The sequence below is a fragment of the Streptomyces sp. NPDC007189 genome (genome assembly GCF_040703635.1).
Classification (GTDB): domain Bacteria; phylum Actinomycetota; class Actinomycetes; order Streptomycetales; family Streptomycetaceae; genus Streptomyces.
Window position 1 is genome coordinate 236,485 of the sequence record NZ_JBEYEY010000010.1, and the last position, 18,825, is coordinate 255,309.

Here is an 18,825-nt window from a genome sequence, read left to right on the forward strand (position 1 = left end):
CCCGTGCGTGGCGTGCAGGTGTGCCGTTCCTCCTGTGCGGCCGCTCCATGTGTCACCCGTCCCGCGTGTCACGCGCGAGAACCACTACAGGGGCGAAATCGGGTTCTCCCGAAGCCAGTTCAGAACCTGCTGGGCGTGCTCGTTCGGTGGGAAGACCGGGTAGAAGACATGCTCGACCACACCGGCGTGGAGGACCAGGGTGAGGCGCTTGAACAGCCGCATCCCGTCGACCTCGAACGTGGGCAGACCGAGTGTGCCGGCCAGTTCGAGTGCGGGGTCGGAGAGCATGTCGAAGGGCAGGCCGAGACGCTCCACGACCTCGCTCTGGTAGTCGGTGTCCTGGCTGGACAGCCCGTAGACGCGGCCGGCGCCGGCTTCGAGGAGGTCGTGGAAGTGGTCGCGGAAGCCGCATGACTCGGGGGTGCAACCGCGGGCGCCGGGGATGGAGTTCCAGCCTTCGGGCAGGTCGGTGCCGGGGCGGCCGGTGAGCGGGTAGACGTAGACGACCGTGCGGCGGGGACCGAGCGTGTCCAGGCGGACCCTGCGGCCCGCCGTGTCGAGCAGGGTGAGGCTCGGCGTCTTCGTGCCGGGAAGGTGGTCCGCCGCGCCGTCGTCCTCGGGCGCGGGCAGGTCCGCGGGCAGCGTCAGATAATCCATGCCTCCGGTGCCGCTCTTGGCGGGCGCTACGATCCGGCTCCCCCGGTGGGCGGCGGCGTTCAGATTGGCGATCAGCGTCGCGCGGCGGGCCGTCAGCGCCTCGATGCGCTCGGTCAGCTCGTCGATGGCCTCGCGGTAACCCGCGAGGGAGGCGGGACAGTCGTCCGCGTGTGCGCGTCCGGCCGCCAGGCACTCGAGGAAGGGGCGAGTGCGTTCGACGGGGATACCGAGCCGGTGGAGCGTCCTGATCTCCCGCACGAGGCGTACGTCGTCCTCGCCGTAGTCCCGGTAGCCGTTGGCGAGACGCGCGGGCGTGATCAGCCCCAGCGACTCGTAGTACCGCACGGCTTTCGTCGTCACTCCGGCCAGATGCGCCAGCTCACCGATCTTCATCGCGATCACCTCGGCCACCACGCTAAACCCTGCCCACGGGGGCAAGGTCAAGGCGTTCCAAGGGGCGAGTACGCCGGTCCACTGGACTCAAGGGAGCGTCGGGATGGGCTCCTCGTCGCGCAACCGGATGTCCTCCCGGCGGGGCGCGACCACGGTGGAGGGCCCCTGTCCGGCGGCGTCGGTGTGCAGGGCCGAGAAGACAACCGGAGCGCCAGGGAGAAGTCCGTCCCGCAGAGCGGGCAGCAGATGCGCGGGATCGATTCAGGCGAAGGTGCGCAGGGCGTACGCGACGTCGTACGGCTCCGCGTGCCGCAGATGGTCGGCGATGTCCTCGCACACGAAGCGCACACCGGGTTCCGATCCGTGGTCCTTGAGCGCGCGGCGGTGCTGGGTGGGAGAGAGGTCGACGCCGTCGACGAGGGCGCCGTACGCGCGGGCGAGGTGGACCGCGTGGCACGTCCGCGGCAAGCGGGTGCTCGACATCGGATCAGGCCCCGGTCGAGGCGGTCCGGAACCGGGGGAGAGTAGCCGGCGGCCAGTTGGCGTCGGCCGTAGGTGATCCAGGCCTGTTCGTCGGCCGGGTGTGCCGTCACAGGTGAGCCTCCTCCGGTGGTGAGGCGGCCGAGTCCAGGATGTCTGTGCGGAGTTCGCCCATGTCCAGGGCAAGAGTGTTCGGGACGGTCTCGTTCCACACCTGCGCTGTCCTGTCCACCGCGTCGGCGAAAGCCTCGCGCAGTCGGCGGCGGAACATCTGGAGACCGAGCGCTGCCACGGGGCGCATGACCGAGCGGCCCCGGAGCGACACGACGAGGCGTATCTCCCAGTGGCCTTCGTCATGCGGCCGGGGCACCGCCCGCAGCCGCGCCGTGCCGAAGCGGTGCTCCAGGCGCGCCTCGAACGGCGCGCCGGAGAATCGCCGGCCCGCGGCCGCCTTCCACCACGCCCGAAAGTCGACACGCGCCTCGCCGTGTGCCTGCCGGAGGGTTGGCCAACAGCCGGCGCTCCGCAGCGTTCCGCGCAGTTCGGCGGCGGCAGGGTGCCCTACGCCGTGGAGCGCGCCCTCCACGACCGTGACCGTGTCCTCGTCTCCCAGGACGTGTTCCAGCCGCGCCGCCGGCTCGCTCCCCGAGCGCCGTACGACGATCCGCAGCTGCTCCTGCGTCCCGTGCCCTCCCTCTTCGGAGTCGGCCTCGTAGACCGCGCCCGGCGCGAGATGTTCGCCCTTCACCAGCCGCATGCCGGGCACGGGCCGCCCGTCGGGAAGCAGCACCCGGCCGTCCTCGGAGCGCGTCCCGCTCACCACGTCGAGGACCACGGAGAGAGCCTGCTCGAACCAGGGACGGGGTACGGAGGCGACGATCACCGAGTGGCTGATGCGGGTCATCGCTCCACGATGGCCCCGGACCGCCCGTTGGGGTAGGGGTGCGACGCGGCGCCGGGCGCCGAGTACAGGGCGGGCAGCACCGCCGGCGCGCCGCACGGCAGGTTCAGGAAGAGCCCTGGGCCAGTCGCCGCAGGACCTCCACTGCGTGCTCGGCGTCCTCGTAAGGCACGAAGAGGTGGTCGTGGTGGAAGCCGGCGACGACGTTGCAGCTCAGGTGGGCGTCGGCGAGGGCGCGGGAGACCACGGCGGTCAGTCCCACGGCGGCCGGCGCGGAGTGGACCCGCAACGTGATCCACCCGGCCACATAGTCGTACGCCATGCCCGCCGCGTCCGCCTCCGCTTGCGGCACGACGAGGGTCAGCCCTTCCTGTTCGGCCACCGTCACCACCGGGGTGACACCGGAGGGCACGCCGCCCTCCGCCATGGTGAAGACATAGCGGCCCGGATTCAGCTCCGGGCGCAGGTCGCGCAGCAGTGTCTGCAGATCGGTCTCGCCGGTCACGGACCCACACTATGGTCCGCACGGCTGCTCGCGAGGGAGGGTTCGCCGACATGCAGGACCGCGTCCACCGCATCGAGCGTCGCCCGGTCGAGCGGAAAGCAGGCCTGCTCGGGACGTGTGTCGGTCCGGGTGCGGGCGTCCGGGGGAGCGGTGGCCGTTGCCAGACCCCAGGTGGGGATACGGCCCTGCAGCAGGCCCTCGTACGTGTCCGGGGCGGGATCCTCCAGCCCGAGGACCTCGCTGCGGCCCAGGCTGCCGGCGACGCAGACGTACCGCGACCCCAGGAGCGCGCCCACGATGGCCCCGGCGCCGGACCACTCGATGGCCAGGTCTCCCTCACCCCAGATGCTCGGGCTGCGCTTCAGGTGGTGGTTGTGCGCGAACACCAGGGTCGCCCCACGCTTTTCCTCGATGCCGCGGATCTCCAGGAGGTTCTGGGCCATGAGCGCGTCCCGGGCGGCTGCCAGACCGGCTATCCGGGCGCTCCGCTCCAGGGGCCGGGCCGACTGCCTGTGGTAGCGCAACAGGCCCAAGCCGGCGCTGAGATGGATCCTGGCATTGAACCACTCGTCGCGCGAGGTCGCCGCGATCCGTTGCGGGGCGTGCGCGTAGAGGGTGGTGAGCATGTCGTCGGCGATCGACCGCAGCCGCTCGGCCTCGGGCGTGGCGCCGGGTGACATGGCGGCGTCCAGGACGGCCTCCGTTCGGCTCCACCGGGCGTCGTCGCCGGTGAGGCCTGCGATGTCGAGGTCGAGCCCCAGATAGTCGCGGGCGTGTTCCAGATAGGTCCGGGGGCTCGGTGCGCTCATGGTCTCCATCGGCGCGTCGAAGCCGTGGAAGGCAAGCCGCTCTTCCGGCGGCCGGTGCCGGTTGTACTCGCGCATCCAGCCGACCAGCCGCCGGTTGGCCTCCTGGTCCCCGAAGCCGTGGGAGAAGCCCTCGCGCATGACCGCGTCGAGGCTCCCGGCTCCGCCCTGGACGTAGTCGTCGACGGCGAGCGCCGCCACGCGGTCGGTCTCCAGGGCGATCGACCGGAATCCGCACGCGGTCAGCTGGGCGAACAGTTCGTTCCTGATCCGCCCGAAGGCCGGTTCCCGGTGGGTCGGCTCACCCAGCGCCAAAAGGCCGCACGAGGGGGTCACGAAGTCTCGGATGTCCTGACTCATGGGCCTCAAGCGTATCCTTGAAAGGGCGGTTGAGACTTGGGAAGCTACAGTGGCCGGGTATGCCGTGCATGCGGCCATCAGCTGCGTCCCAAAGTCTCAACCGGTGATCTGCTTGCGACCGACCGACCTCGCGCGCGAGCACGGCATCTCGACCCAGGCCGTGCGCAACTACGAGCAGCACGGATTCATCCCGCCCGCCGAGCGCACCCGCAGCGGCTACCGGATCTACACCGAGGTGCACGCCGCCGCGCTCCGCGCCTACCTCTCGCTCGTACCGGCGTACGGATACGCGACGGCCGGCCAGATCATGAACGCCCTGCACCGCGACGCACTCGACGAGGCGCTGACGCTCATCGACCGCGGCCACGGTCAGCTGCTCCGCGACCGGGACACCCTCGCCGCGGTACGCACAGCGGTGACGCATCTGACGGCGGGATCAGCGCCCGCTCCCGCCCGGGACCCCGGCACCCGCACGGTCGGCGAACTCGCCCACCAACTCGGCGTCACAGCGGCCACGTTGCGCAACTGGGAGGACGCCGGCATCCTCACCCCGGCCCGGGACCCGGCGACCGGATACCGGGTCTTCCGCGCCGACGACGTCCGCGACGCCGAACTCGCGCACCTCCTGCGGCGCGGAGGGCATCCGCTGGAACACATCGCCACCGTGATCCACCAGATCCGTACGGCCGGCGGCGCGGACGCACTCGCCGCGTCCCTGGAGACCTGGCAGCGCAGGCTCACGGCACAAGGCCTGGCCATGCTGCGCGCGGCCACCCACCTACAGGAGTACTTGGCTCACCTCGACACCAAGAGCCACGACCACGGTCCCTGAACCCGTCACTCGACGTCGGCCGGGGTCTGGAAGTAGTGCCCCTTCTCGAGGTCCTCCAGGAGACCCGGGTGGGTCGGCTTCCAGTCCAGCAGTTCGCGGGTCAGGGTGCTCGACGCCGGGAAGTCGTGGCCGACGAAGGCGGCCAGCCAGCCGAAGTGCTCGGCCGCGTCCTCCGGCGCCACGGAGACCGCCGGCACATCGAGGTGCCGGCCGATCACCTCGGCGACATCGCGGATCGCGACGCCCTCCTCGGCGACCCCGTGGAGCACGGAACCGGCCGGAGCCCGCTCGACGGCGAGGCGGAACAGGTGCGCGGCGTCGAGGCGGTGGACGGCAGGCCAGCGGTTGGCGCCGTCGCCGACGTAGCCGGAGGCGCTCTTGGCGCGGGCGGTGGCGACCAGCGCCGCCATGAATCCGTTGTCTCCGTCGCCGTGGCAGGTCGGCGAGAGCCGGACCACGGAGGAACGGACACCGCGTCCGGCGAAGGACAGCACCTCCTGTGCCGTCGTGGCGCGGATCGACAGAGGTGAGCCGTCCACTGTGGGCTTGTCCTGCTCGGTCGCCGTCCGCCCGGACGCGAGGCCGACCAGGCCGGACGCCAGGACGAAGGGACGGTCGCTGCCGGCGAGCGCGGCGCCGAAGGCGTCGACGGCGCGCCGGTCGGCCTCGGCGGCGCCCTTGAAGTCGCCGCTGAAGGCGATGTCGTGCTTGAAGGCGAGGTGAATCACCCCGTCCGACGCGGCGGCCGTGTCCCGCAGCAGGTCGAGATCGTCGACGGTACCGCGGACGGGCTCCGCGCCGGCCGCGACGAGCGCGGCGGCGGAGGCCTCGGAGCGGGCGAGCCCGACGACCTGGTGGCCGGCGTCGATGAGCTCGGGTACGAGGGCGGATCCGATCCAGCCGGAGGCGCCGGTGACGAAGATGCGCATGGAAGACCCCAGACAATCGATGTCAGTGACTGACATCGACGCTACACCTGATGTCAGTCGCTGTCATCCCGGTAGGATCGCCGCATGGGTAGATGGCAGCCGGACGCGCGCGGACGCTTGGCGAAGGCCGCACTGGAGCTGTACGCGGAACACGGGTACGAGCAGACGACCGTGGCCGAGATCGCCAAGCGGGCCGGGCTCACGGAGCGCACGTTCTTCCGGCACTACGCCGACAAGCGGGAGGTGCTCTTCTCCGGCGCCGCCGATCTGGAGGCGCTCATCGTGCGGACGGTCGCCGACGCTCCGCGGTCCGCGGCGCCGCTCGACGCGCTGGCGGCCGGACTGGACTCGGTCGCCGAGGTGTTCACCGACCGGCGTGAGCACGCGCGCCGGCGGCATGCCGTGATCACGGCGCACGCGGAACTCCAGGAGCGGGAGCTGATCAAACTCGCGTCGATGGCGTCCGCGCTCGCCGGCACCCTGCGCGGTCGCGGCGTCGCCGAGCCGACCGCGAGTCTGGCCGCCGAGGCGGGGGTCGCCGTGTTCAAGGTCGCCTTCGAACGGTGGATCGCGCCGGGTGAGGAACGCCCGATGCGGCAGCTGATCCGGGAGTCGCTGACCGAACTGAAGGCGGTGGCCTCGGGGTCGTAGGGACACCCCGTGCTCCTTCCGATGAGCCGAACGGCGGTTGGGTCCCGGCACCCCCGATCCATGCCGTCGTCAGCGGTATCGGCGCCTGGCGGGGCCGTACTTGACGTTCCGATAACGATCCACCGGAGATCAGCACGCGCTTACATGGAACGTACATACGATCCTTCGCATGAACAGAGCTGTGAAGATCGGCCTTGCCGGTACCTGCACCGCGCTGCTCGCCCTCGGGGGGATCGGTACCTACCACATCGTGCACGGCCTGACCTCGGGCTCTGCGGATGGCGGAGACTCCCAGGACGCGCGCGTTTTCGACTCGTCGGCCGTGTCGAGCACGCCGCCCTCGGACGCCGAGGCGGTGAAGCGAGCCCGCGCCTTCCTGGACGGCTGGTCCCAGAAGCACCTGGACGGTGCGGCGGGCGACACCGACGTACCCGCCACCGCATCCCAGGCGCTGCGGGCGTACGCCGACGGACTGCACCTGAAGAAGCTGTCGTTCGCTCACGTCGTGTCCGTGGGGCCCTCGTCGGTGACGCCGGGCGCCACCAAGGTCACCTTCGACGTCACCGCTGAGGTCGCGGGCGGCACCTGGAGCTACCCGAGCGCGGTGGCCGTGCTGAAGAGCACCAACGGCCGCTCGGCGGTCCACTGGAACAACTCGGTGCTCTACCCGGGCCTGGGCGACGACCAGTCGCTGACCGCGGGCACGCTGCCGTCCGACGCCACCCCCGCGAAGGTCGTCGCGAGCGACGGCAAGACCGATCTGTCCGGCTTCGCCTCACTCAAGGACATCGCGGCCACGATCGGCGAGAACGCCAAGCCCACGGGCGGCAAGCCCGGCACGGGTGTGGCCGTGGTCGACGGCAGCGGCGCCGGTGTGAAGACGCTGAAGGTCTTCGTCAAGGGCCGCCCGGCGGTGGTGAGGACGACCATCGACGCCGGCCTGCAGACGGTGGCCGAACACGCGGTGAACGACGCCCATCTGCAGCAGAAGCCCGCCGGGACCGTCGCGCTCGACTGGCGCAGCGGTCACATCCTCGCCCTCGCGCACTCCGGCGACGACGGGGACATCGCCATCAACGGCATCAAGTCGCCCGGCTCCACGATGAAGATCATCACCTCGGCGGCCCTCTTCGACAAGGCGGGCCTCACGCCGAGCAGCCCGGCGCCCTGCACCGACTCGCTGACGGCCAACAGCCAGTTGTTCCACAACGACTCCGGTGTGCGGGCCAACCCCGGTTCCTCCCTGGCCCAGGCGTTCACGGTGTCGTGCAACACCTCCTTCATCAAGGACGGCTTCCACTACCTGGTGAATAACGGCGACGCCTCCGCCCTGCACGAGGAGGCGGCGAGCGTCTTCGGCATGGGCAGCTGGTCCATCGGCGGCGGGGTCGCCACCACCGACCCGAGCATCCCGCCGGACGTCCAGGGCGGCGACCAGGCGGCCCAGTTCATCGGCCAGGGCAAGGTCACGGCCACGCCCCTGTTCATGGCGTCCGTGGCGGCCACCGTCCGGGGCGCCGGGTTCAAGCAGCCGATCATCCTGCCGGGGCAGCACCAGCAGACGGCGTCCCGGCCCATCTCGCCCCGCACGGCCGGGTACCTGCAGTCGATGATGCGCAACGTGGCCACCAGCGGAACAGCAGCTCCGCGACTGGGCGGACTGGTCGGCGTGGGCGCCAAGACCGGCACCGCGGAGGAGGGCGACCACACCAACGGCTGGCTGACCGCCTACAACGCGCGCATCTCGGTCGCGGCACTCGTCGAGGGCGGCAGCTCGGGCGTGGACTCCGCGGGCTATGTCGTACGACGGCTGCTGACCGGCAGCTGACCCCGCCTTGGCGGGCTTGTCGGCGTCGGTGAAGACCAGGTCGAACGGGTCGGCAGCTTCGGCCTGCCGGCGTGAGGGAGCGCGCGCACGGTTCACACGGCCGACATGAACTTGTCGTACGGAAGGCGGAATGCCGGTGTCGGGCCTGCCGGTTGGCCCCTGCATGACCATCGGTGTAGCGCTCCATCACCAGGACCCGATCGACACCGTCGTGGGCCTCGCCCGCGAGGCCCACGAGGCCGGACTGCGCTCGGCGTGGTTCGGGCAGACCTTCTCCTACGACTCCCCGACGCTGGCCGCGATCGTCGGCCGCGACGTGCCCGGCCTCCAGGTCGGCACCGCCGCGATCCCCGTCTTCGGCCGGCACCCCCTGATCGTCGCCGGCCAGGCCCAGACGGCCCAGGCCGCCACGGCCGGCCGGTACCACCTCGGGCTCGCGCTCGGCACCAAGCACCTCACCGAGACCGGCTTCGGGATCCCGTACGAACGCCCCGTCGCCCGGCTCCGCGAGTTCCTCACCGCCCTGCGCCCCCTGTTGGAGACCGGCAGCGCGGACTTCCACGGCGAGCTGCTGACGGCCACCACCCCGCTGCCCGCGTCCGTACCGGGCGACCAGCCGCCGGTGCCGGTCCTCGTCGCCGCCATGGGACCGCAGGCCCTGCGCGTGTCCGGGCAACTGGCCGACGGCATCCTTCCCCTGCTGGCGGGACCGCGTGCCCTGGCCGACCACATCGTGCCCGCCGTCACCGCGGCGGCCGAGGCGGCGGGCCGGCCGGCGCCGCGGATCGTCGCCTTCGTGCCGGGCGTCGTCACCGCCGACGTCGAGGCGGTACGGCAGGCCGCGACCGAGACGCTCTCCTTCTACGAGAGGTTCCCGTCCTACCAGCGCGTGATCGAGCTGTCCGGCGGCACCCGGGCCGCCGACATCGCCGTCATCGGCGACGAGGACACCGTCGCCGCCGAGGTACGCCGCTATCGCGAGGCCGGGGCGACGGAGGTGGTGTTCACGGCGACCGACCTGGGTGGCGACGCGGACCGGCGCCGTACCTGGAAACTGCTCGGCGAGCTGGCGGCCGGCTGAGCCGTCCGCCCTCAGGACGGCGTCCTGCTGAAGTGCGTGACCGGGCGCCGGAGGCGTTCGCCGTCCACGGTGAGGTCGACGGCCTCGTTGTAGAAGGCGAGCAGCCCCTTGATCGCGCCCACCGCGGGCAGCGGCTCCGGGTAGCTCCACAGGACATCGGGCGGCACGTCCGCCTCGCCGCCGCGCCAGGACCAGTACACGGCCGTGCCCTTGTAGGGGCAGCCGGTGCGGTGGTCACTGGGGCCGAACAGGTCGAGGCGGACGTCCTCGCGGGGGAGGTAGTAGCGGGTGGGCAGGCCGGTCTCGAACAGGAGCACCGGACGGCGGCTGTCGGCCACGACCCGCCCGCCGATCTCGACGACCACGTGCCGGCTGCCGGGCAGGGCGTCGACCCGCTTGTGCGGGTCACGAGGGTGGACGAAGATCTCCTCTTCCTCCTCGTACCAGTGGTCCAGGCCCCGGCCGGTGCGCTCGGACCACTCGAAGGCGATGTGGCCGGCCAGGTCCTTCGCGGGGAACGTCCAGGCCGCGTTCTCCAGCAGTTCGCCGGCCACCGCGAGGTCGTAGAAGACCGTCGAGCCGGTGTGCGCTCCGAGGGGCGGGTTCCGCGCCGGACGCAGCAGGTCCTCGCGGACCTCCGCGCGTGGGAAGGCGTACAGCGGTACGGGGACGCCGGGCTCCCACACGAGGACGGGGTGCCGGCTGTCGACGACGGTGACCTCACCCTTCCGGCCCCGCACCCAGCGCTCACTGGGCTCCCAGAGCAGCCCTTCCGGGGTGGTGCGCAACGACTGGGCGGTGCTGAGCGTGGCCATGGCCGGATCTCCTTCTCTTCGGTTCTTCGGGCTCTCCGGACGGGCTCTTCGGGTGCTCCAGGTCCGGCGCCTCCTACCAGGGTGGACCGGGAGCGACTCACCCGGTTGTGAACCCGGGCTATGCATGGGCATGCGTAATGATGCATACTCTTCCTATGTCCAAGGTCCTCACTTCCCTTCCGGTCGGCGAGCGCGTCGGCATCGCCTTCTCCGGCGGCCTCGACACCTCGGTCGCCGTCGCGTGGATGCGCGACAAGGGCGCCGTCCCGTGCACCTACACCGCCGACATCGGTCAGTACGACGAGCCCGACATCGCCTCGGTCCCCGGCCGTGCGAAGACCTACGGCGCCGAGGTCGCGCGCCTGGTCGACTGCCGCGCCGCCCTCGTCGAGGAGGGCCTGGCCGCGCTGACCTGCGGCGCGTTCCACATCCGCTCCGGCGGGCGGGCGTACTTCAACACCACGCCGCTGGGCCGCGCCGTCACCGGCACCCTGCTGGTGCGGGCGATGCTCGAGGACGACGTCCAGATCTGGGGCGACGGCTCCACCTTCAAGGGCAACGACATCGAGCGGTTCTACCGCTACGGCCTGCTCGCCAACCCGAACCTGCGGATCTACAAGCCCTGGCTGGACGCGCACTTCGTGACCGAGCTGGGCGGCCGCAAGGAGATGTCGGAGTGGCTGGTCGCCCACGGCCTGCCCTACCGCGACAGCACGGAGAAGGCCTACTCCACCGACGCCAACATCTGGGGCGCCACCCACGAGGCCAAGACGCTGGAGCACCTGGACACCGGCATCGAGACCGTCGAGCCCATCATGGGCGTGCGGTTCTGGGACCCCGAGGTAGAGATCGCCACCGAGGACGTGACGATCGGCTTCGAGCAGGGCCGGCCGGTGACGGTCAATGGCAAGGAGTTCGCCACCGCCGTCGACCTGGTGATGGAGGCCAACGCCATCGGCGGCCGCCACGGCCTGGGCATGTCGGACCAGATCGAGAACCGGATCATCGAGGCCAAGAGCCGCGGCATCTACGAGGCGCCCGGCATGGCGCTGCTGCACGCCGCCTACGAGCGCCTGGTCAACGCGATCCACAATGAGGACACCCTCGCCCAGTACCACAACGAGGGCCGCCGCCTGGGCCGCCTCATGTACGAGGGCCGGTGGCTGGACCCGCAGGCGCTGATGATCCGCGAGTCGCTCCAGCGCTGGGTCGGCGCCGCGATCACCGGCGAGGTGACCCTGCGGCTGCGGCGGGGTGAGGACTACTCGATCCTGGACACCACGGGCCCGGCGTTCAGCTACCACCCGGACAAGCTGTCCATGGAGCGCACCGAGGACTCGGCCTTCGGTCCGGTGGACCGGATCGGCCAGCTCACCATGCGCAACCTCGACATCGCCGACTCCCGCGCGAAGCTCGAGCAGTACGTCGGCCTCGGCCTGATCGGCACCGGCAGCCCCACCATCGGCGCCTCGCAGGCGGCCGCGACCGGGCTGATCGGCACCATGCCGGAACTGCCCGAGGGCGGCGCCGAGGCCATCGCCTCCCGCGGTGCGGTCTCCGAGGAGGACGCCGCGCTGGACCGCGCCGCGATGGAGTCCGGCACCGACTGATCCCGCTCAGCGGCCGAAGACCCTTGGACAGCGGGCCCCGCCGGTACACCGCCGGCGGGGCCCGTCGTCGTACACCCCTCTCGTACGCTGGGGCCCATGCCGTCCCCCCGTCTGCGACGCGTCGCCGTCCTGGTGCTCGAAGGCGCCAAGCCGCTCGACGTCGGCATCCCCGCGCAGGTGTTCACGACACGCGCGAGCATGCCGTACGAGGTGCGCGTGTGCGGGGCGGCGCCGGGACTCGTGACGGGCGGCGACGGGCTGTCGTACCACGTCGCCCACGGCCTCGACGCGCTCGCCTGGGCGGACATCGCCTTCATCCCCGGCTACCGGTTCCCGGACCGCGAGGACCCGCCGGCGCCCGTCGTCGAGGCGCTGCTCGCCGCCCACGCCCGGGGCACCCGGCTCGCCGCCATCTCGACCGGGGCGTTCGCCCTCGCGGCCACGGGCCTGCTCGACGGCAGACGCGCCACGACCCACTGGCACTACTCCCGGGCCCTCGCCGCGAAGCATCCGCTGATCCAAGTGGACGAGGACGTCCTCTTCGTCGACGAGGGCAGCGTGCTGACGTCGGCCGGCGCCGCCTCCGGCATCGATCTCTGCCTGCACATCCTGCGCACGGACCTCGGGGTCGCCGTGTCCAACCACGCGGCGCGCCGCCTGGTGGCCGCGCCCTATCGCAGCGGAGGCCAGGCCCAGTACGTGCCGCGCAGCGTGCCCGAGCCGATCGGCGAACGGTTCGCCGCCACCCGCGAGTGGGCCCTGCACCACCTCGGCGAGCCGCTCACCCTCGCGGTCCTCGCGAGGCATGCCGCGGTCTCGCCGCGCACGCTCTCCCGGCGCTTCGTCGAGGACACCGGGTACACCCCGATGCAGTGGGTGATGCGCGCCCGCATCGACCTGGCCAGGGAACTGCTCGAACGCTCCGAGCGCAGCATCGAGCAGATCGCCGCCGACGTCGGACTCGGCACCGGCACCAACCTGCGGGCCCACTTCCAGCAGATCCTCGGCACCACCCCGAGCGAGTACCGGCGCACCTTCACCCAGCCGTAAGTAGCCCTGGCGCGATCCTTGCGAACCATGGCGCTCTCGACACGGTCACGAACGGACCCGTCACGCGACGCTGATGGGGAGCCGAAGGAACCGTGGGATCCGAAGGGACGATCACCGCTCATGACTCGCATCGCCATCAATGGATTCGGCCGCATCGGACGCAACGTCCTGCGCGCACTGCTCGAACGCGGCAGCGACCTCGAAGTCGTCGCCGTGAACGACCTCACCGAACCCGCCACCCTCGCACGGCTGCTCGCCTTCGACACCACGGCCGGCCGGCTCGGCCGCCCCGTGACCGCCGACGGGGACGCCCTCGTCGTCGACGGCCGCCGCATCACCGTCCTCGCCGAGCGCGAGCCGGGCCGGCTGCCCTGGGCCGACCTCGGCGTGGACATCGTCCTCGAGGCCACCGGCCGCTTCACCTCGGCCAAGGCCGCCCGCGCACACCTCGACGCAGGCGCGCGGAAGGTGCTCGTGAGCGCGCCCTCCGACGGAGCCGACGTCACCCTCGCGTACGGCGTCAACACCGACGCGTACGACCCCGACCTGCACACCATCGTCTCCAATGCCTCCTGCACGACCAACGCGCTCGCGCCGCTGGCCGCCGTGCTGGACGAACTCGCCGGTATCGAGCACGGGTTCATGACGACGGTGCACGCCTACACGCAGGAGCAGAATCTCCAGGACGGCCCGCACCGCGACGCCCGCCGCGCCCGCGCCGCCGCCGTCAACATCGTGCCGACCACCACCGGCGCGGCGAAGGCCATCGGTCTCGTGCTGCCGAACCTCGACGGCAAGCTGTCCGGCGACTCGATCCGCGTACCGGTGCCGGTCGGCTCGATCGTGGAACTCAACACGACCGTCGCGCGCGACGTCACCCGCGACGACGTCCTGGCCGCCTACCGCGCCGCGGCACAGGGCCCGCTCGCCGGCATCCTGGAGTACTCGGAAGACCCGCTCGTGTCGTCCGACATCACCGGCAACCCGGCCTCCTCGGTCTTCGACTCGGCCCTCACCCGCGTCGACGGCCGGCACATCAAGGTGGTCGCCTGGTACGACAACGAGTGGGGCTTCTCCCACCGCGTGATCGACACCCTCGAACTCCTCGCCCGGAACTGACCGGAAGGCCAGGTCAGCGGCCGGCAGTGGTGGCAGCACCCTGCGCCGCCGTAGGGGAAGCCCCCTGTCCCGTCGGGTGACTGACCGGCTGTTCCGGCCGGACGGGCGCGCCGAGACTCGACGGCATGACCCTTTCCACGCATGCCTCGGTCACCGCCGAGGCGCGGGCCGCCCGTTCCCGCACCTCCGGCTCCGGAGCCGGCAGCGACTTCGCCCGGCTGTCCCGGCGTGTCGCCGAGGCGGGACTGATGAAGCGGCGCCCCGGCTACTACACCGCACGGCTCACCCTGGTGAGCGCGCTGCTGGCGGCCGGCTGGGGCGCCTTCCTCGCCCTCGGCGACACCTGGTGGCAGCTGACGGTGGCCGCCTTCCTGGCCTTCGTGTTCGGCCAAGTCGCCCTCGTGGCCCATGACCTGGCGCACCGTCAGGTGTTCCGGCGCGGCCGGCCGAGCGAGACATGGGGCCGGCTCTTCGGCAACCTCGGGATCGGCATGAGCTACGGCTGGTGGATGAACAAGCACACCCGCCACCACGCCAACCCCAACCACGAGGACCTCGACCCGGACGTCGCCCCGGACATCCTGGTGTGGTCCAGCGGCCAGGCCCGCGAAAGCAGTGGCCTCGCCCGGCTCATCGGGGGCCACCAGGCGTGGCTGTTCTTCCCGCTGCTCACCCTGGAGGGCTTCAACCTGCACGTGGCGAGCCTGCGGGCGCTGCGCTCGCCGGCCATGAAGCACCGGGCCCTGGAGGCCGGCCTGCTCCTCCTGCACCTTGCGGCCTATGTGTCCGCGCTGTTCCTGGTGCTCTCGCCCGGCAGGGCGGTCGCGTTCCTCGCCGTGCACCAGTGCCTCTTCGGCGTCTACCTCGGCTGCACGTTCGCCCCGAACCACAAGGGCATGCCCACCCTCACCGGTGACGAGCGGCCCGACTTCCTGCGCCGCCAGGTCCTGACCTCCCGCAACGTACGCGGCGGACGGCTCACCGACGTCCTGCTCGGCGGACTCAACCACCAGATCGAGCACCACCTCTTCCCGAGCATGCCCGCACCCCACCTCCGCCGGGCCCGGGTGATCGTCCGCGCGTACTGCGCGGAGATCGGCGTGCCGTACCACGAGACCGGGCTGATCCAGTCCTACCGGGAGGCCCTCACCCACCTGCACCGGGTCGGAGAGCCGATCAGGCGGCAGCGCCGGGCCGCCTGACGACGGCCTCCGGAGATCCTCCGCCCGACGCGGGCCGGAGGCGCGGTCATCGGCGCCGGCACCCCCGGGAATGCCGAAGCGGCCGGCGGCGTTATGACCATCGCTGACATGCTCGGGCCAATTCCGGGGTGTCGGTGAAGGGAGATCCTCATGGCACGCAGCACCGTGCGTCCCGTCGTCAGGCTGAAGTCGACCGCCGGGACCGGCGTCACCTACGTGACGCGCAAGAACCGTCAGAACGACCCCGACCGGCTCGTCCTGCGCAAGTACGACCCGGTCGCCGGCCGGCACGTCGCGTTCCGCGAGGAACGCTGACCCACGCCGCCGGCGCCCCTTCCCACCACCCCGGTCCGCGGCCGACCGCCGTGTGCCTCCGAGTACGAGGAGAACCCCGCCATGAAAGTACGCGCGTCCCTGCGCTCGCTGAAGTCCAAGCCCGGCGCCCAGGTGGTGCGCCGCCGCGGTGTGGTCTTCGTGGTGAACAAGAAGAACCCGCGCTTCAAGGCGCGCCAGGGCTGACCGAGGCCCGTGAGGGCTGACGGCGACCGCTGCAGAGACGACATGGACCCGGTCCTGCCCCGCACGGGGGCGGGCCGGGTCCACCGCGTTTCCGGGGCGGCATCGGCCCGGCTGCGGAAGGTGACCATCCAAACACATCGCCTTCTGTGCTTCGCCTGCCGAGCATCGCTGCTCATGTCACTCCCCTCGTCACCACGGCCCCCACGGATCACAATGTGTCCCAGAGACACACTGGCCGCCGGGAGGCGTCATGAGCACATCAGTCGAGTCACGGGTGTCCGGGCTCGAGGTCCGGTCCATCGACTACGTCCCCCTCGACGAGCGGCACGGCAAGCTGTGGCATCTGGGCCCGCTGTGGTTCATGTCGAACGCGCAGATCGCCACCCTGGCCGTGGGGCTGATCAGCATCACCGAGGGCGGCAACCTCATCTGGTCGCTGCTGGCCATCGTCGCCGGTACCGTCCTCGGCACCTTCTTCATGGCCTTCCACTCGGCGCAGGGACCCCAGCTGGGCCTGCCGCAGATGATCCAGTCGCGGCCCCAGTTCGGTTATGTCGGCGCGCTGCTGGTGTGGCTCTTCGCGTATGTGCAGTACGCGGGGTTCAACGTCTTCAACAGCATCCTCGCCGCCGACTCCCTGCACACCACCGTGCACGGCGGCGTCCACCTGTGGGTGGTGATCGTCACCGTGGTCGCGCTCGTCATCGCGCTGGTGGGCTACGACATCATCCACAAGGCCGAGCGGGTGCTGACCTACACCTTCCTGGTCATCTTCGGCATCTTCACCGTCGGCGTCCTCGTCACCCTGCACTACCCGGCGGGCGCCTTCGACCTCGGCGCCTTCAAGTGGACGCCGTTCCTCGCACAGTTCGGCGTCGTCGCCGGCTATCAGATCAGCTGGGCCATCTACGTCTCGGACTACTCCCGCTATCTGCCGCCGGACGTGACGGTCCGCAAGACCTTCTACTGGACGTACTTCGGCTCCGCCCTCGGCGGCATCTGGCTGATGGTCCTCGGCTCGCTGCTGGCCGCCTGGGCCGGCAAGGACTTCGACACCATCAAGTCGATCAACGCCGCCGGAGACAAGGTGTTCGACGGCTTCGGCGCGATCGTGCTGCTCTTCGCCGCCCTGGGCCTGGTGTCCGTCACCGCGCTGAACATGTACGGCGGTTCGCTGACCCTCATCAGCGCCATCGACTCGTTCAAACGGGTGCGCCCGACCCTGGGCGTGCGACTGCTGACCATCGGCCTGACGGCGGCGCTCTCACTGATCGGCGCGCTGGCCGCGACCGCCAACTTCCTGACGAACTTCAACAACTTCCTGCTGCTGGTGCTCTACCTGTTCATTCCGTGGACCTCGGTGAACCTCATGGACTACTACGTGGTGCGCCGCGGGCACTACGCCATCGCGGAGATCTTCAACCCGCGCGGCATCTACGGCCGCTGGGGCTGGCACGGCATCATCGCGTACCTGGTCGGCTTCGCCGCCATGATCCCCTTCTTCTCCGTCGGCACCCTGTACGTCGGCCCCGCCGCCAAGGCGCTGGGCGGAGCCGACATCTCCCTGTTCATCGGCCTCCCGGTCGCCGCGCTGCTGTACTGGTGGCTGACCCGCTCGATCGACGTCGCGGCCGAGACACGCATCGCCCAGGCAGAGGCACAGGCGCTGGAGCAGGCGGCACACGAACACCGCGAGCCCTGAACCGGACGCGCGGCCTCTGCCGGGCGGAGGGACGCCGGTCGTGAACCGGCCGGCGCCCGGCCTGGACAATCATGGTCATGAACGACGACACGGACGACGCCCGGAGCCGGCTGAACAGGATCCAGCGGCTGCTGGAGAGCGGCGAGCGGGAACTGGTGCCGGCCTGGCGCCGGGTGACCCGCGGCGAGCCACGCTGGACGGTGACGGCGGTGATCCTCGCGGCCGTCGCCCTGCAGTGGATGCTGCCGCACCGGCTCATTCTCCTGCGCACGGTCTGGGTGCTGCCCGCGCTGGAATTGGTGCTGCTGGCCGGGCTCGTCGCGGCCAATCCACGGCGAGTGGAGCCCCGCACCCGGCTGCTGCGGTACCTGGGCCTGACCCTGACCGGTGTCATCACTCTGGCCAACGGCTGGTCGGCGGTCCGGCTCGTGGGGGAGCTGGTCAGCGGTGAAGGGGCAGGCGGCGCGGTTCCGCTCCTGCTCACCGGCGGCATCATCTGGGTGACGAACGTCATCGTGTTCGCCCTGTGGTACTGGGAGTGGGACCGGGGCGGGCCCATGGCCCGTGTCGAGGGGCAGCACCAGTTCCCCGACTTCCTCTTCGTGCAGATGCAGAGCCCGGAACTGGCACCGCCGGACTGGGAACCGGCCTTCCTGGACTACCTCTACCTCTCCTTCACCAACGCCACCGCCTTCAGCCCGACCGACGTCATGCCGCTCTCCCGCTGGTCGAAGATGCTGATGATGCTGCAGTCGTCGGTGTCCCTCGTGACCGTGGTCCTCGTGGTGGCCCGTGCGGTCAACATCCTGAAGTGACCGGAAGGATCAAGGCCATGGCAGCGGCCGATCACCAGTCCTCGGTCCACGCGAACAGCGACGACCCCGCCGAGCAGCTGGCGTGGCGCCGGCTGACCGCACGGCACGGTGACCGACTCGGCGAGATCATGGAGGAGTACGGCTGGCCGACCGCGGACATGGTCGGCGAGGACGCCGCACGCGCGGCATGGCTGATCGCGCAGCACGCCGACCGGCAGCTCGACATCCAGCGTCGCGCCCTGCAGCTGATGGAGCAGGCGGTGTCGGCAGGCTCGGTCGGCCCGCGCGAGCTGGCCTTTCTGCGCGACCGCACGCGGGTCAACGAGGGCCGCATGCAGATCTACGGCACTCAGATCGCCGGCGTGAAGGACGGGGTCCCGGTTCCGTGGCCCTGCGAAGAGCCCGAGCGCATGGACGAACTCCGCGCGGAAGCCGGCATCGAGCCTTTCGACGAGTACGTTGCCACGTTCCGGATGGCCTGAGGATCTCGCCCGTGACGAGCGAAACCCGCACGTCGCGGTGAGCCCGCCGTACCCCTCCCACGGGACGCATCCGCAGGTGGGCCGTATG

At 71.0% G+C, this 18,825-nt stretch carries 20 protein-coding genes; 13 read left to right on the plus strand and 7 right to left on the minus strand.

Going from position 1 to position 18,825, the window contains the following annotated elements:
* Positions 1–84: 84 nt before the first annotated feature.
* From AB0950_RS22030 to AB0950_RS22050, 5 genes are all read right to left on the minus strand, one after another.
* Complete coding sequence (locus tag AB0950_RS22030) at positions 85–1,068, minus strand: MerR family transcriptional regulator (protein WP_360156042.1); 984 nt, start codon at positions 1,066–1,068, stop codon at positions 85–87.
* Positions 1,069–1,311: 243 nt separating this feature from the next.
* The gene (locus AB0950_RS22035) at positions 1,312–1,533 is read right to left on the minus strand and encodes a class I SAM-dependent methyltransferase (RefSeq protein WP_360156039.1); all 222 of its coding nucleotides are present in this window, start codon (positions 1,531–1,533) and stop codon (positions 1,312–1,314) included.
* A 106-nt stretch (positions 1,534–1,639) separates the two neighbouring features.
* Entirely contained in the window at positions 1,640–2,434 is a 795-nt protein-coding gene (locus AB0950_RS22040) for a hypothetical protein (protein WP_360156036.1), read from the minus strand.
* 103 nt (positions 2,435–2,537) lie between these two features.
* Positions 2,538–2,936: an ACT domain-containing protein gene (locus AB0950_RS22045; protein WP_366779257.1), complete on the minus strand. Its 399-nt coding sequence runs from the start codon at positions 2,934–2,936 to the stop codon at positions 2,538–2,540.
* Positions 2,933–4,102, minus strand: coding sequence for an erythromycin esterase family protein (locus AB0950_RS22050; protein ID WP_366779258.1), 1,170 nt, complete (start codon positions 4,100–4,102; stop codon positions 2,933–2,935). Before AB0950_RS22050 ends, AB0950_RS22045 begins: the two co-directional genes overlap by 4 nt.
* Before the next feature lie 103 nt (positions 4,103–4,205).
* Between AB0950_RS22050 and AB0950_RS22055 the strand changes: the two genes are divergently transcribed.
* The gene (locus AB0950_RS22055; protein WP_366779259.1) at positions 4,206–4,934 is read left to right on the plus strand and encodes a TioE family transcriptional regulator; all 729 of its coding nucleotides are present in this window, start codon (positions 4,206–4,208) and stop codon (positions 4,932–4,934) included.
* A gap of 5 nt (positions 4,935–4,939) precedes the next feature.
* On the opposite strand, the gene AB0950_RS22060 is transcribed toward AB0950_RS22055, so the two are convergent.
* A complete protein-coding gene (locus AB0950_RS22060) occupies positions 4,940–5,863 on the minus strand; it encodes an SDR family oxidoreductase (RefSeq protein ID WP_366779260.1) in 924 nt (307 codons plus the stop codon).
* An 84-nt stretch (positions 5,864–5,947) separates the two neighbouring features.
* Here AB0950_RS22060 and AB0950_RS22065 point away from each other — a divergent pair, with 84 nt between their 5' ends.
* The 3 genes from AB0950_RS22065 to AB0950_RS22075 all read left to right on the plus strand — a co-directional run bounded on the left by AB0950_RS22065 (position 5,948) and on the right by AB0950_RS22075 (position 9,423).
* Positions 5,948–6,514 carry a helix-turn-helix domain-containing protein gene (locus AB0950_RS22065; protein ID WP_366779261.1) on the plus strand — a complete coding sequence of 189 codons (567 nt, stop codon included), beginning with the start codon at positions 5,948–5,950 and terminating at the stop codon, positions 6,512–6,514.
* 169 nt (positions 6,515–6,683) lie between these two features.
* Positions 6,684–8,342 carry a penicillin-binding transpeptidase domain-containing protein gene (locus tag AB0950_RS22070; RefSeq protein ID WP_360156018.1) on the plus strand — a complete coding sequence of 553 codons (1,659 nt, stop codon included), beginning with the start codon at positions 6,684–6,686 and terminating at the stop codon, positions 8,340–8,342.
* Positions 8,343–8,505: 163 nt separating this feature from the next.
* On the plus strand, positions 8,506–9,423 hold the full coding sequence (locus AB0950_RS22075) for a TIGR03564 family F420-dependent LLM class oxidoreductase (RefSeq protein ID WP_360156015.1): 918 nt from the start codon (positions 8,506–8,508) through the stop codon (positions 9,421–9,423).
* Between the two features lie 11 nt (positions 9,424–9,434).
* Here AB0950_RS22075 and AB0950_RS22080 read toward each other — a convergent pair whose 3' ends face one another.
* Positions 9,435–10,238, minus strand: coding sequence for a DUF427 domain-containing protein (locus tag AB0950_RS22080; RefSeq protein ID WP_360156012.1), 804 nt, complete (start codon positions 10,236–10,238; stop codon positions 9,435–9,437).
* A 155-nt stretch (positions 10,239–10,393) separates the two neighbouring features.
* Here AB0950_RS22080 and argG point away from each other — a divergent pair, with 155 nt between their 5' ends.
* From argG to AB0950_RS22125, 9 genes are all read left to right on the plus strand, one after another.
* Positions 10,394–11,848 (plus strand): argininosuccinate synthase, encoded by a 1,455-nt coding sequence (gene argG, locus AB0950_RS22085; RefSeq protein WP_366779262.1) that lies wholly within the window; start codon positions 10,394–10,396, stop codon positions 11,846–11,848.
* A 96-nt stretch (positions 11,849–11,944) separates the two neighbouring features.
* On the plus strand, positions 11,945–12,898 hold the full coding sequence (locus AB0950_RS22090) for a helix-turn-helix domain-containing protein (protein ID WP_366779263.1): 954 nt from the start codon (positions 11,945–11,947) through the stop codon (positions 12,896–12,898).
* Positions 12,899–13,018: 120 nt separating this feature from the next.
* Complete coding sequence (gene gap / locus AB0950_RS22095; protein WP_360156003.1) at positions 13,019–14,017, plus strand: type I glyceraldehyde-3-phosphate dehydrogenase; 999 nt, start codon at positions 13,019–13,021, stop codon at positions 14,015–14,017.
* Positions 14,018–14,142: 125 nt separating this feature from the next.
* Positions 14,143–15,219, plus strand: a complete 1,077-nt coding sequence (locus AB0950_RS22100; RefSeq protein ID WP_366779264.1) for an acyl-CoA desaturase — start codon at positions 14,143–14,145, stop codon at positions 15,217–15,219.
* Positions 15,220–15,369: 150 nt separating this feature from the next.
* Entirely contained in the window at positions 15,370–15,534 is a 165-nt protein-coding gene (gene rpmG / locus AB0950_RS22105) for a 50S ribosomal protein L33 (protein ID WP_330336149.1), read from the plus strand.
* Positions 15,535–15,615: 81 nt separating this feature from the next.
* The gene (gene ykgO / locus AB0950_RS22110) at positions 15,616–15,738 is read left to right on the plus strand and encodes a type B 50S ribosomal protein L36 (RefSeq protein WP_360155996.1); all 123 of its coding nucleotides are present in this window, start codon (positions 15,616–15,618) and stop codon (positions 15,736–15,738) included.
* A gap of 250 nt (positions 15,739–15,988) precedes the next feature.
* On the plus strand, positions 15,989–17,440 hold the full coding sequence (locus tag AB0950_RS22115; protein ID WP_360155993.1) for a cytosine permease: 1,452 nt from the start codon (positions 15,989–15,991) through the stop codon (positions 17,438–17,440).
* A 77-nt stretch (positions 17,441–17,517) separates the two neighbouring features.
* Positions 17,518–18,255: a hypothetical protein gene (locus AB0950_RS22120; protein WP_360155990.1), complete on the plus strand. Its 738-nt coding sequence runs from the start codon at positions 17,518–17,520 to the stop codon at positions 18,253–18,255.
* Between the two features lie 17 nt (positions 18,256–18,272).
* Positions 18,273–18,737 (plus strand): DUF6624 domain-containing protein, encoded by a 465-nt coding sequence (locus AB0950_RS22125; protein WP_360572882.1) that lies wholly within the window; start codon positions 18,273–18,275, stop codon positions 18,735–18,737.
* Positions 18,738–18,825 lie beyond the last annotated feature (88 nt).

Coding starts and splice junctions, on each gene's coding strand:
- AB0950_RS22080 (WP_360156012.1), bottom strand. CDS start 10,238: ATGGCCACGCTCAGCACCGCCCAGTCGTTGCGCACCACCCCGGAAGGG.
- AB0950_RS22070 (WP_360156018.1), top strand. CDS start 6,684: ATGAACAGAGCTGTGAAGATCGGCCTTGCCGGTACCTGCACCGCGCTG.
- AB0950_RS22125 (WP_360572882.1), top strand. CDS start 18,273: ATGGCAGCGGCCGATCACCAGTCCTCGGTCCACGCGAACAGCGACGAC.
- rpmG (WP_330336149.1), top strand. CDS start 15,370: ATGGCACGCAGCACCGTGCGTCCCGTCGTCAGGCTGAAGTCGACCGCC.
- ykgO (WP_360155996.1), top strand. CDS start 15,616: ATGAAAGTACGCGCGTCCCTGCGCTCGCTGAAGTCCAAGCCCGGCGCC.
- AB0950_RS22040 (WP_360156036.1), bottom strand. CDS start 2,434: ATGACCCGCATCAGCCACTCGGTGATCGTCGCCTCCGTACCCCGTCCC.
- AB0950_RS22100 (WP_366779264.1), top strand. CDS start 14,143: ATGACCCTTTCCACGCATGCCTCGGTCACCGCCGAGGCGCGGGCCGCC.
- argG (WP_366779262.1), top strand. CDS start 10,394: ATGTCCAAGGTCCTCACTTCCCTTCCGGTCGGCGAGCGCGTCGGCATC.
- AB0950_RS22050 (WP_366779258.1), bottom strand. CDS start 4,102: ATGAGTCAGGACATCCGAGACTTCGTGACCCCCTCGTGCGGCCTTTTG.
- AB0950_RS22090 (WP_366779263.1), top strand. CDS start 11,945: ATGCCGTCCCCCCGTCTGCGACGCGTCGCCGTCCTGGTGCTCGAAGGC.
- AB0950_RS22035 (WP_360156039.1), bottom strand. CDS start 1,533: ATGTCGAGCACCCGCTTGCCGCGGACGTGCCACGCGGTCCACCTCGCC.
- AB0950_RS22120 (WP_360155990.1), top strand. CDS start 17,518: ATGAACGACGACACGGACGACGCCCGGAGCCGGCTGAACAGGATCCAG.
- AB0950_RS22075 (WP_360156015.1), top strand. CDS start 8,506: ATGACCATCGGTGTAGCGCTCCATCACCAGGACCCGATCGACACCGTC.
- AB0950_RS22115 (WP_360155993.1), top strand. CDS start 15,989: ATGAGCACATCAGTCGAGTCACGGGTGTCCGGGCTCGAGGTCCGGTCC.
- AB0950_RS22065 (WP_366779261.1), top strand. CDS start 5,948: ATGGGTAGATGGCAGCCGGACGCGCGCGGACGCTTGGCGAAGGCCGCA.
- AB0950_RS22060 (WP_366779260.1), bottom strand. CDS start 5,863: ATGCGCATCTTCGTCACCGGCGCCTCCGGCTGGATCGGATCCGCCCTC.
- gap (WP_360156003.1), top strand. CDS start 13,019: ATGACTCGCATCGCCATCAATGGATTCGGCCGCATCGGACGCAACGTC.